Raw genomic sequence first — 12,169 nt, 5'->3', positions numbered from 1 at the left:
CCCGAACCCCGAGTCCTCGCGGCAGGGACTAAGCAAAGCTCATGCCTCCGGCTTCACGGGGCATGCAGAGGGACGGGCCTGCCCCTCCCCGGAGGAGGACTGGAGTTTCTCCAGGGTGACCGGGGAGGTGATCCGGTCAACGCTTCAGGGTGAGGACCTGTCGGCGGGCAGCTGCGCGAGCATGCGTCGGGCGAGCTCATGCTTGCCGTTGAGGGCCAGCAGCTCGTCCAGCAGCGTCCGGGCGGTGGTCGCATCGTTCTGGCGCAGGGCCAGCCGCGCGCCCAGGACGTAGGCGCGCATGAGGCCGGGGTCCTCCGAGCGCAGCGCCTCCAGCTCCTGGGAGACGGTCTGGAGGGTGGCGCCGGGAGACCCGGAGCTGAGGGCGAACTCCGCATGGGCGAGCCGGCTCCAGGCGGCGGCGCTCTCCACCTGGCGCAGGCGCTCCGCGAGGGCCAGCGCATCCGCGTGGCCCGTCACCGACGCATACAGGGCCTGGGCCTTCAGGCGCGCGGCCACGGTGGCGGCGGGCTCCACCTCCGGCGCGGTCCGGACGGCGACCATCAGCGGGTCCAGCCGCTTGCGAAGCGCCTCGATGCTCACGCGCAGCGGCTGCTGCTCGCGCTCAAGGTCACGCACCTGGTCCCGCAGGCCGTCCGCGCGGTCCCTCCAGCCCTCGGGGTGCTTGGCGGTGAGCTGATCCATCTCTCGCTGGAGCGGATCCGACTGGAGCCGCAGCCGGTCGAAGTCCGCGTTCAGGTCGCCCAGTTGCAGGGTGAGGGCCACGGCCAGCTCGGCCTGGGCCTCCGCGTACTTCGGGTGGGTGGCGGAGAGGGACTGGAGGGCCTGGATGGCCTGCTCGCGCGAGGCGGAGTCATCGCGGCGCAGCAGCGCCACGGCGCGGTCCTTCTGCGCGACGGCCTCCGCGGGCATGGCGGTGTTGCGGTCGCGGAAGGCGGGATACGCCAGGTACCCGGCGAGGCCGAGGCCCGCCAGCACCGCGAGCACCAGGAGCACGCGGGTCAGCGTGGACGAAGACGACTCACCGGGCCCGTACTCGGTGACCACGCCTTCCGGGCGAGCAGCCCCGAGCAGCTCCGGAGGCAGGTCCCCGGAGGGCCTGCGAGACGGAAGGGGCCGCTCCATCGCGCCCCCCAGCAGCGAAGGTCCCGGCGCGGCGGCGCGCGAGGGTTCCGTGCGGGCGAACGCGGACGGATCATCGGGCAGCGAGAGGCTCGAAGTGGGCGCGGAGGTCGCCCACGGCACGTCGCCATGGCCTTCCGGGACGAGCTTCGCACGGGAGCCCGCATCACCCGGCCGCGACTCTCCCGTCGGCGAGATGTCCCCGAACGAACGGGACGGAGCGCGGGCCAAGGACGGCTCGGAGGGACCGGACACCGCGCCGAACGCACGCGTGGATCCAACTGGCTCGGACGTGCCGGATGACGGATCCGAAGGGCCGGACACCGCGCCAAACGCCCGGGTGGATCCGGTGGCCGCGAACGAGCCAGACGTTGACCCCACAGGACCCGGGACCGCGCCAAACGCCCGGGTGGATCCGATGGACTCGGACGCACCTGACGACGAAGGCGTGGCGCCAGACACCGCTCCGAATGTCCGGGTGGATCCGATGGACTCGGACGCACCGGACGACGATGGCGTGGTGCCAGACACCGCCCCGAATGCCCGGGTGGATCCGATGGATTCGGACGCACCGGACGACGATGGCGTGGTGCCAGACACCGCCCCGAATGCCCGGGTGGTTGCGCCCGGAGCAGCCCCACCCGGATCCGATGCCGCAGGCCCCGCAACCGCGCCGAACGTCCGTGTAGAGCCACCCGGATCGGAGACACTGAATGCCCCCGAAGGCGACGCGGAGACCGCCCCGAAAGCCCGCGTCGAACCCCCAGGCGTCTCAGAGACCTGCGCCGTCCCGAACGGAGGCGTCATGCTGCGCCCCGCGCCAGCCGAAGGCCCGGCGACGCCCGGTCCCCCTGCCCCACCCGCCGACGGTCCGACAGCTCCAAATGCCCGGGTCACTCCCATCGCCGGAGGCTGCACCCCGGACGACGTGGTGCTCACCGGAGGACGGGCCGTGCCACCGACCGGCGCCACGGAAGGCGGAGGCGGAACGACGCCGGACGAGGTCAACGGCCCGGAGGGAGGCGTCGGCTGCGGGAGGAACGACCCGGACGCGGTCGTCGAACCCGCGAACAGGTGCGTGGACCTCATGCCGTTGGCCGTGTCCCCACCAAAGACCTGGGTGGACGACATCGCCCCCGAGCGATCACCCCCACCCGCGGGAGGAGGCTTCGGAGCAGGCGGGATCGCCCCCTGGGGCGAAGCCATGAAGACATGACCACACCGCGTGCACTGCACCGAAGCGCCGCCGGGCGGCAGGAGTCGGGCATCCAGCACGTACTGCATCGAGCACTGCGGGCAGGAGATCTGCACCGGCCGTCCTTACCACACGCTCCCACTGGCCGCCGCCGCGTCCAGCACCGTGGCTGCCCGAAGGGTCTGCAACTTGGCAGCGCCCACGCCCGGCACCGCATCCACGTCATCCCAGCTCGTGAACCGGCCCTGCTCCTCGCGCGCCATCACCAGCCGCCGGGCCAGGTCCCGCCCCACACCAGGCAACAGGGCCAGCTCTTCTTCAGACGCGGCGTTGAGGTCCAGCTTGAGCCCCAGCGCGAGCGCGGTGGCGCCCGTGGGCACCGTCCCCGCCCCGCACGTGGCAAGCCCCGCCGGGTCCAGCCGAACGGTCTCCGGCGGACAGTCGAGCGAGGGCCTCGCGTCCGGCCAGCGCGCCCGGGCCACGAAGCCCAGGGCGAGCAGGCCCAGCGACGCCACCGCGAGCGCGGACGTGCGCCCGAACGGCCTCAGGCCTTGGTCCCCTGGAAGGCGTCTGCTTCGGACACGGTGCTGGTGCCCGTGACGGCGGGCGGCGCATCCAGCCCGAAGGCCGTGTGCAGCGCGCGCACGGCGAGCTCCGTGTACTTCGTGTGGATGACACACGACGTCTTGATCTCCGACGTGGAGATGAGCTGGATGTTGATGCCCTCCTGGGAGAGCGTCTGGAACATCCGCGCCGCGACGCCCGAGTGGTTGCGCATGCCCACGCCGACGATGGACACCTTGGCGATGGTGTCATCCACCTCCACGCCCGTGGCGCCCACCTCCTGGGCCGCCTGCTTCACCACCTCGTGCGCCTTGACGAAGTCCGCCTTGGCCACGGTGAAGGTGACGTCGGTGCGGCCGTCGCGCGACAGGTTCTGCACGATGAGGTCCACCACGATGTGCTTCGCGTCGAGCGCCCCGAAGAGCTTCGCCGCGGCGCCCGGCTGATCCGGCACGCCCACCACGGTGATCTTCGCCTCGTTCCGATCGTAGGCGACCCCTCGAACCAGCACGTCCTCCATGGATGCGTCCTCCTCACAGACGAGCGTGCCCGGATCCTCGGTGAAGGAAGACTTCACCCACAGGGGCACCTTGTACTTCATGGCGAATTCAACCGAGCGGATCTGCAACACCTTGGCGCCCAGGCTCGCCAGCTCCAGCATCTCCTCGTAGGTGATGCGGTCCAGCTTCTTCGCGGCCGGGCACACGTTGGGGTCGGTGGTGTAGACGCCGTCGACGTCCGTATAGATCTCACACGCATCGGCCTTGAGCGCCGCGGCGAGCGCCACACCCGTGGTGTCGGAGCCACCGCGCCCCAGCGTCGTCACGCTGCCCGTCTCGTCCACGCCCTGGAAACCGGCGACGACGACGATCTGCTTCCGGGCCAGCGCGGCGCGGATGGGCTCCGCGTCGATGCTCTTGATGCGAGCCTTGGAGAAGGTGCTGTCGGTGACGATGCGCACCTGGTGGCCGAGGAAGCTCACGGCCTCCCCGCCCTGCGCCTGGATGGCGAGCGCCACGAGGCCGATGGAGACCTGCTCGCCGGTGGCGACGACGACGTCCTGTTCGCGCTCGTTCGGCCGGTCGGTGATCTGCGCGACGAGTTTGAGCAGGCGGTTCGTCTCGCCGGACATCGCGGAGACGACGACGACGACGTCATGGCCGGCCTTCTGGGCGGCGAGGCAGCGGCGCGCGACGTTCTTCATGCGCTCGGTGTCACCCACCGAGGTGCCGCCGTACTTCTGGACGATAAGGGCCAAGGGGCTCACGACCTCCCTGCACGGACGGGCGCAGGCTATATGGGCCCCGGGCCCCAGGTGTAAAGGGCCACTGCCACCCCGCCGTGTTTCCGCTAGCGTTCGCGGCGAACCACTTTCAAGCCGCTTTTCTGGAGCACCCTGCCATGTCCCGCCCCCGCCTGCTCATCGATGGTGACACCCTGAAGCTGGAGGAGATCCTCCAGGTCTCCCGCCACGAAGTCACGGTCGAGCTGGCCCCCGACGCCGCGAAGCGGGTGCAAGCCTCCAGGGCCCTGGTGGACCGGGTGGCCGCAGGAGACACGCCGTCGTACGGCATCAACACCGGTTTCGGCACGCTGGCGGAGGTGCGCATCGACCGGAAGGACCTGCGCGACCTGCAGCGCAACCTCATCCTGTCGCACGCGTGCGGCGTGGGTCATCCGCTGCCCCTGCCGGAAGCGCGAGTCCTCCTGCTCCTGCGGTGCAACGTGCTGGCGAAGGGCTTCTCTGGCATCCGGATGGAGACGCTGGGGCTGGCCATCGACATGCTGAACCGGGACGTGGTGCCGGTGGTGCCCGAGCGAGGCAGCGTGGGCGCGTCCGGAGACCTGGCCCCGCTGGCGCACCTTGCGTTGGTGTTGATTGGCGAGGGTGAGGCGTTCTTCGAGGGCGTGCGGATGCCGTCGAAGCAGGCGTTGGAGAAGGCGGGCCTGAAGCCGGTGGTGTTGGAGGCGAAGGAAGGCCTGACGCTGATCAACGGCACGCAGGCGATGTGCGCGGTGGGGACGCTGCTGCAGCTGCGAGCGGAAATGCTCGCGGACGTGGCGGACATCGCGGGAGCGATGACGGTGGAGGGCCTGCTGGGCAGCCACAAGCCGTTCCTGCCGGAGATCCACGCGGTGCGGCCGCACGCGGGCCAGAAGGCGGTGGCGGACCACCTGCGGCGAATCCTGGCGGGCAGCGAGCTGGTGGAGACGCACGTCAACTGCAGCAAGGTGCAGGACCCCTACAGCCTCCGGTGCATCCCGCAGGTGCACGGCTCGGCGCGCGAGGGCATCGCCTTCGCACGTCGCATCCTGGAGGTGGAGGTGAACAGCGGGACGGACAACCCGCTGGTGTTCGCGGACACGGAGACCATCCTCTCCGGAGGCAACTTCCACGGGCAGCCCATCTCCCTAGCGATGGACGTGGTGGCCATGGCGCTCACGCAGCTCTCCAGCATCAGCGAGCGGCGAGTCGAGCAGATGGTGAACCCGTCCCTGTCAGGACTGCCGGCGTTCCTGGCGAAGAACAGCGGGCTCAACTCAGGGTTCATGATCGCCCAGGTGACGGCGGCGGCACTGGTGGCCGAGTCACGGATCCTGAGCCACCCGGCGTCCGTTGATTCGATTCCGTCCTCTGCGGGCCGTGAGGACCACGTGTCCATGGGCATGACGGCGGCGCTCAAGGGGAGACAGGTGTCGGAGTTCGCGCGTTCGTGTCTGGCGATTGAGGTGCTGGTCGCGACGCAGGCGCTGGACTTCCGTCAGCCCGTGAAGCCCGGCAAGGGTGTGATGGCGGCGTATGAACTGGTGCGCAGCAAGGTTCCGCACATGGACCGGGACCGCGAGCTGCATCATGACATCACTGCGGTGACTGCACTGGTGGATTCCGGAGCATTGAGGGAGGCAGTGCGGTCGGCTACGTCTTAGTCCTTTGGCGGCGTGAAGGCTGGTGAGCAGTAGCGAAACTTCGCTCGGCCTTCGGCACAGTGCAGCGCCAGCGACTTCGAAACCGCTGGCGCTCGTCCTACTTCGCCCAAGTGCACGTTTCGTGGCAGAGCTTGTCGAGACTGTGTACCGCACCGGATTGTTGAGACACCAGGTTGGTCGTAATCAGTCCACTTGCTTCGACTGCAACAGCTCTCGCCGGGCCTGACTCGGCGAGAGGAAGTTGTGGCGATCCAGCAGCCTGTGCTCGTTGTACCGGTGAGCCCATTCCAGCAGGGCCCGCCGGAGTTCCTCCACGGTGGCGAAGGTGCGCACCCAGAGCAGTTGCTCCTTGAGGGTGCGAATGAAGCGCTCGGTGCAGCCGTTGCCCTCGGGACTGCGGACGAAGGACGGACTGGACTGGGCGCCCAAGAAGCACAGCTCTTGCTGGAAGGCGTCGGAGGTGTACGGGCTGCCGTTGTCGTGGCGGATCGACAGCCCGTCGCCACGCCCCGGCCGTACGCACCGAAGCGCGCCTTGACGCCATGACGGATGGATGGGCTCGAGGGCCTCGAAACGGGTGCCCACCTTGGCCACGTGGATGCCGACACACTCGGCGGAACCTTGGTCGATGGCGATGAAGACGGTAGCCTGACCCTCCCGCGTCGTCACCGTGCAGGTGGCGTCGGTGCCCCACATGACGTCGGGCTTGTACGTGGTGATGGTGCCGTCGTGGTGCCGTGGCCCCAGCACTCGGCGAGCACGGCCCGGTGCCAGCAGTCCCGCCTCGCGCATCCGCCGCAGACAGCGGGCCTTCGAGGTGCGCACGTCCTGAGTTCGAAGTCGGGACCACACCTTGCGGTGCGCCTCACCCAGGAAGGCAAAGGCGGCCAACACGCCGCGGATGGCCTCCAGCAGCTCCTCTTCCGTCAACGCCGTCTTGGGGCCACGCCGACCGCCGCAGGGGTTTCGGTCTGATGGCGGGCGCGGCGCCGGCACACCGAGGCACTGCGCACGCGCCAGGTGGCAGCCACGAGCGCCAGCCCGAACGGCTTGCCGCCGGAAGGCGAGAGGCTGGCGCTCATCCTCTCGACTTCCTCCAGGGAAAACCCGGGACGTTGCCCTCCAGTAGCCGCGCCTTCTCGGCGAGCAACTCATTCTTCATCATCAGCTCGCCCACCATGGCATTGAGCCGCAGCACCTCGTCGTCCGCAAGCTCGGGCTCACGGCTCTTGAGGTTCGCCTCGGCCCCGGCCAGGAACTTCTCCCACCACTTGCTCAGCACCGCTGAGGTGGCACCCAGCTCCCGCGAGAGCGCATCAAGCTCCTCGCCCTTGAGCAATCGGAGCACCGCCTCCTTTTTCCGCTTCGCCGAAAACCGGCCGCGCTCTGATGTTCTGTCCTGTTTCTGCTGCTTCTTCACATCCACCTCACGAGGGGGGAGGCTATCCCCCAGAAAGGTGTCTCAGGAAATCCTGGGACGGAGGAAACTTCACTTCTCGGCTTCGTGTGTGCGCCCCTCATATCTGGGCAATACGCGGCAGCCCGTGCGTTAGTCTCCACCTAGTCAAAGGACTAGTTGCGCCGTAGGCTCCATGGCTGCGGGCAAAGGAGGAAGACGCGGTGCCGACTACGAATCAGGCGCTGGACTCGCTTAGGAGTATGCAGGAGAGCATCGAAGGAAAGCTTAGGCGTTCCATCGACCATCCTGGATTCGCTGCACGCCTTATGGATACGGTCGCACGCATTCGGACGGGTTCTCGGTCGGCCTTAGCGCGCGCACACGAAGTGGCTGCTGAACTACAACGACCCGCAGTTGAGGCACGCGACAAGGCAAATCTGAAGCATCAGGAGTTGTACCAAGAGCTACAAAGAGAGCGACAAGCACTTCACAATCCCATTGACCAAGCAGAACGCGAAAAGGCTCAAGTTCGAATTCATAACATTGAGCAAGAATTCACACGCCTGACCGAAGAGATCAACCAACTCACCCCCAGGGCAAACATTGAGGTCACCAAGATCCTTGAGCAGGAAACAAATGCATTCGACAGCCTGATTGTCGAAATGAGCGGCTATCTCGACGACACATCCGCGATGCTGCGGGGACTAGATGCCACTGAAAAGGTTAGAGAGGTTGTAAAGGCCGATTTTGCAACGAAAACAGAATCCTTCCTGGAGGCTGCGGCTTTTCACCGCAATCAGGCTGGCTGGATGCTTTTTTCGATGGTGGTCATGGCCCTTGCAGTTGCAAGTGGCATTTACATGCTTTTCATTCATTCACCTATTCCCCCAGGTCCTCTTTCTACTGGTTTACCTGTCCGAGTCCCAGTTGACCAAGTCGTACTCCTCGTGACAGGTCGCATGGCATTCCTATTTCTCGCGGGATGGGCTCTAAAGTACGTTGCGGATCTGCACCGGGCTCATGCCGAACAGGCTGTTATTTACCGTGATCGCAAAGCAGCACTAGGAATTGCAGAAGCAATGCTCGCGGCGTCGCCGGGAGATGACCAGCAACGTGAACTCCTGAAGATGCTTGCTGATGGCTATCTCAACTTCGAGCAAAGCGCATTCAGGCGACATCAGAGGCATGAACCCAAAGAGCTTGAGTTTGACGTTCAACTCAAAAGGCTCAAAGACGCGGTCGATGCGGTGAGGCCACTTCTGGAACCAGTTGCGAAGGCCGCTGAGAAAGCGAAGTAGTAGCCGCAGCCATGCATTTACTTGACCCGTGAAGGCCGCTGAGCACGACACCTAACTACGGCAATCACGACGACTGAGACGGGTAGCCGCAGCAAGAGAACCATGCAACTGCGTCCTCCGGACGCACGGTCGAGAGCGCCTCGCGCATGGCCTGGATGAGAGCGGCGTGGATTCGTGTGCCGATGGCCCAGAGGCGCGTCTTCACTCTCAGCCAGCAGGCCTCGATGGGATTGAAGTCGGACCTGTCGGGCAGCAGGAAGAGGAGGTGAGCCTTACGGCTGCGAATGAGCGTCTCAACAGCGGGCCGTTGATGAGCACTGAGGTTGTCCAAGACCACCACGTCGCAGGGTCGTAACCGTCCGGCCAACGACATGCTGCGGGCCATTGCCGGGGTAGCAGAACGCGGCGGCCGCTCGCCGCATGTCGATGCAGTTGGAGAAGCCAGAGTGGGCCCGCGTCGCAGAAGCGTTCGAGGCCAGCGGGCAGACGCAGCGGGAGTTCGCGTTGGCGCGGGGCGTGAGATTGAGCACGCTGCAGTCCTGGGTGTACCGCAGGCGGCGGAATAAGGTGACGCGAGCCGAACCGGTGCGCCTGCTGCCAGTGCAGGTGGCGACGGCGCCCACGGCGACGGAGTCCGTGCTGGAAGTGGTGGCGGGAAGTGGAGCGCGGGTGCGCTTCACGGTGGGGACGGACGTGGGTAACCGTCCTGCCAACGACGTACTGCGGGGCATTGCCGAGGTAGCGTGAGCGGCGTCGTGCGTTAGGAGCGCATGAAAACAGGAGGCGCATTCAGGCTGTTCACTGATCCCCCCATTTGGACCTGTCGTGCAACTCGGACGCCATTACCATCTCCGAGTAAATTTGGCTTAAATGGCACTTTCCGATCTCCGATTGGATTGAAGGCGCCTACAACTCGGCCGGACTGCGTGAACATCACCGGTCCTTCCAACTGCAGGCGGAATCGCTTTTTCTGCTCTATCCATTCGGCGCCGAACGCCGCTGGATCCTCGTTGCCAAAGTCACGTTGTTCAAGCCACGCCTCTGCGCGATAGAGTTCAGACTCATTCGAGGCAAGCCCAGACTTATATGCCAGGATTTCTCGAAACCTCTGACGAGCAACCAGCCCATAGACTTCAGTATCAAATCCCACAAACATGAATTCGCGATCTGCTAGATGAAAAACCCTACCTATGGCCCTGCCCCTGCTGGTTGCAATAATCGTTTTGTTTCGAAAGAAGGGGCCACGAAAGCGAAATGGTCGTCCAGTAGCTCCAACGAGCCTTAATTGATCAAGCCTTTCATAATCAGACACAGAAAAAATTGCCTCGATCCTATTGCGTAAAGCTATCAACATAGACGCCTGAGATAGCGGCTGCAATTCTTTCAAATAATATTCAAGCCGAGTCAGCAGCTTGAACTTCTTTGGATCCATTTCAGGCCCATCGCCTGGAGGATCAATCAGCCAGCATACGGTGCGCTGATCTGTGTTTTCGGGAACTGCGGCGATAGTTCCCATCATGAGGCTCGGGTGCGCGGAACCCACTCGTTCTCTCTGGACCGCTTTCTTTTTCAGGATACCGTTTTTGTGCGTCGAAACCGATGGATTCTTCATATTTGCGTCCGCAACGATGGAGCCTTTGGCTTCTATTTCGACGTACTCTTTGCCTGTAGAGGCGCAGAAAAAATCCAACGTCCTAATCTGGCCCTTGGGTATCTTGGTCCAATCGGCCTCGTGCAGATCAAATATGCGATTGGCTGCCAGCAACGAGGTGGCGACGCCGACCTTTTCCGTCATCGAGGTTTCGCTGTCGCTAGCGGGAAACCGTGACGTCACCGTACCAAGAGACAGATCGAAGTATTGCCGAAACATCTCCGCACGAGGAGGAAGGAGCGTCCTCATGTCGGCATAGGTCCGCCAACCGATCTTATTTCGCTGTTCAGTAAAAACACTGTATGTCAAAAATTCCAACTCATCAACGTCAAGCCCGTTCTTCACAAGCGCGTCAATGCGTTCTTTCAATGGCCACTGCGTGAAAGCTTTTTCCTGCGCATCGTCGTAATAGCGGATATCGATTTTTAGTGTCATTTCAATGCTACACTCATGCTGGGACGCCACTTCAGTGCGGTCACTCCAAGCCCTCTTCTCTTCCTTGAAGCTCTGCAGCCTTCATCGAGATGTGACCGAATTAGACCCCATACGGCTTACGCTGATAGCCGGCTCCTTTGAACTCCACCAAGTCACCTTTGAAATCCATAGTTTCACTAACTGTTTCTGTCTATTCGGCAGTTTGCACCCAAACATGGTGCTCAACCTTGGACCAGTTCTTCTTGGCCGCAGGTGACAGCGTGGCGTACCCAGGGCGCGACGTTTCCTCCTGGTATTTCAGGTACGCATCCAGTGCCGTCTCGCCGTAGCCCATGACGTACGCGTACAGGAACAGCTCCGTGGAATAGCCGTACTGGTCCGCGTTGCCTGGCTGTTCGTACACGACCGCAATCAGCACGCCGCCGTTCTCCGGGATGTGCTTCTCCACTCCCGCCAGGATCTTGTCCAAGGCCTCCTGGGTCCTCTTGTAGTTCACGGCGGTGATCAACGCGCCCATGAGCCACTCGACGACGGCGCCGCTCCACTCGTAGGACTTCGGCGCGGGCACGATCCGGATATCAGTCGCCGTCCTGTGCAGCGTCACCGACGTCACCTGAAGCGCCCGCTTCGGCGGCGCCGGCTTCCAGCCCTTCGCGGTTACCAGCGGCTTTGCCGCAACCACCGTCCGCGGTGCTGTCAGGGGCACCGTCACCCGCTGCGCCTGCGGTGTCACCGGCTTCGTGGTCCCTACCAGCCGCGTGCCTCCCAGGATGGCCTGCCCTGGCTTCTGGATCTCCGCGTACCGCTGGCTGGGTTTGAAGTGCAGGTGCTTCAACTTCAACTCCTGCACGTCGTCCGCATAACGGATCTCCTGGGGTTGCAGCGGTTGCCCCAGGAACTGCTCGTTCGCCTCCCTCACCTTCCCGAACTTCGCTTCAATCTCACCGCTGCCCTGGTTCGTCTTGGAATCCACCAGCGCCAAGCGCACGTAGGCGTAGCCGTACCCCGCCCCTCGCTTCTTCGAATAGATGTGGTCCACGTCGTGCGCCGCCACCACGGGCCCGAAGGCGCTGATCCACGCGTCCCGGTAGCCCGGGTACGTCGGGCTGACCCACAGCTGGAGGTCCCCCGCGTAGCCGCGCACCACCAGCACGTCCTTCGCCTGGTACCGGCCCAGCGAGTGGCAGACGCCGATGTACTTCTCCAGCGCGGCCTGGTCCTTCGCGGCGATGGGAATCCGGGGGTCGGTCTGCGGAGGGCTCACGGGGAGCAGGGAGCCAACCACGCCCCTCCAGCCCCGGGCAACACGGTGGGTCCGAGAGCCCTTCACCCGCGCCCCAAACCCCCGCCACGCGCCCGTCTGGCCGCCTGCCCGCCACTCAAATCACCAGGAAAGACGGGAAGTTGAGGGGCCGGCCGAGCGCGTGGTACGAACTCCCGTTCAGTTCCCCTCGACAACTTCTGTGTCTGGAGCCGGCTTCCATGAGCGAGCGCAATGACGTCACGCGGCCTTCGTCCTCCGCCCCGGTGCCTCCCCCCGGCGCTCCCGACCCCGCAGG

General features: G+C 64.8%; 9 protein-coding genes and 2 pseudogenes. 3 read left to right on the top strand and 8 right to left on the bottom strand.

Annotated elements, in window-relative coordinates; all coding sequences use genetic code 11:
• Positions 1–144: 144 nt before the first annotated feature.
• The 4 genes and pseudogenes from D7V97_RS46080 to D7V97_RS30615 form a co-directional block, all read right to left on the bottom strand.
• Positions 145–1,371 (bottom strand): lipopolysaccharide assembly protein LapB, encoded by a 1,227-nt coding sequence (locus D7V97_RS46080; protein ID WP_233583326.1) that lies wholly within the window; start codon positions 1,369–1,371, stop codon positions 145–147.
• Positions 1,372–2,352: 981 nt separating this feature from the next.
• Positions 2,353–2,451, bottom strand: a pseudogene (locus D7V97_RS46825) (zinc-ribbon domain-containing protein); the annotation flags it as partial.
• Between the two features lie 9 nt (positions 2,452–2,460).
• Positions 2,461–2,850 (bottom strand): helix-hairpin-helix domain-containing protein, encoded by a 390-nt coding sequence (locus D7V97_RS30620; protein ID WP_233583325.1) that lies wholly within the window; start codon positions 2,848–2,850, stop codon positions 2,461–2,463.
• A gap of 29 nt (positions 2,851–2,879) precedes the next feature.
• Positions 2,880–4,157 (bottom strand): aspartate kinase, encoded by a 1,278-nt coding sequence (locus tag D7V97_RS30615; RefSeq protein WP_120614173.1) that lies wholly within the window; start codon positions 4,155–4,157, stop codon positions 2,880–2,882.
• Between the two features lie 143 nt (positions 4,158–4,300).
• Between D7V97_RS30615 and hutH the strand changes: the two genes are divergently transcribed.
• Positions 4,301–5,827: a histidine ammonia-lyase gene (gene hutH / locus D7V97_RS30610; protein ID WP_120614172.1), complete on the top strand. Its 1,527-nt coding sequence runs from the start codon at positions 4,301–4,303 to the stop codon at positions 5,825–5,827.
• Between the two features lie 183 nt (positions 5,828–6,010).
• On the opposite strand, the pseudogene D7V97_RS30605 reads toward hutH, so the two are convergent.
• Positions 6,011–7,253 (bottom strand): annotated as a pseudogene (locus D7V97_RS30605) (integrase core domain-containing protein).
• 233 nt (positions 7,254–7,486) lie between these two features.
• On the opposite strand from D7V97_RS30605, the gene D7V97_RS44320 reads away from it, so the two are divergent.
• Positions 7,487–8,524: a hypothetical protein gene (locus D7V97_RS44320; RefSeq protein WP_147445037.1), complete on the top strand. Its 1,038-nt coding sequence runs from the start codon at positions 7,487–7,489 to the stop codon at positions 8,522–8,524.
• 64 nt (positions 8,525–8,588) lie between these two features.
• Here the strand turns inward: D7V97_RS44320 and D7V97_RS46820 are convergent, their stop codons facing one another.
• Positions 8,589–8,897: a transposase gene (locus tag D7V97_RS46820; protein WP_368668972.1), complete on the bottom strand. Its 309-nt coding sequence runs from the start codon at positions 8,895–8,897 to the stop codon at positions 8,589–8,591.
• Between the two features lie 47 nt (positions 8,898–8,944).
• Between D7V97_RS46820 and D7V97_RS30595 the strand changes: the two genes are divergently transcribed.
• A complete protein-coding gene (locus D7V97_RS30595; protein WP_120614170.1) occupies positions 8,945–9,271 on the top strand; it encodes a hypothetical protein in 327 nt (108 codons plus the stop codon).
• 13 nt (positions 9,272–9,284) lie between these two features.
• Here the strand turns inward: D7V97_RS30595 and D7V97_RS44315 are convergent, their stop codons facing one another.
• Together D7V97_RS44315 and D7V97_RS30590 are read right to left on the bottom strand one after the other, a co-directional pair.
• Entirely contained in the window at positions 9,285–10,610 is a 1,326-nt protein-coding gene (locus D7V97_RS44315; protein WP_147445036.1) for a hypothetical protein, read from the bottom strand.
• Between the two features lie 190 nt (positions 10,611–10,800).
• Positions 10,801–11,895 carry a hypothetical protein gene (locus D7V97_RS30590; RefSeq protein ID WP_120614169.1) on the bottom strand — a complete coding sequence of 365 codons (1,095 nt, stop codon included), beginning with the start codon at positions 11,893–11,895 and terminating at the stop codon, positions 10,801–10,803.
• Between the last annotated feature and the right edge of the window lie 274 nt (positions 11,896–12,169).

Origin of the sequence: Corallococcus sp. CA053C (assembly GCF_003611675.1) — a bacterium.
In the GTDB taxonomy this organism is placed as follows: Bacteria; Myxococcota; Myxococcia; order Myxococcales; family Myxococcaceae; genus Corallococcus.
The sequence above is the reverse complement of the archived record's forward strand: the minus strand, read 5'-3'. Positions and strand labels throughout refer to the sequence as shown.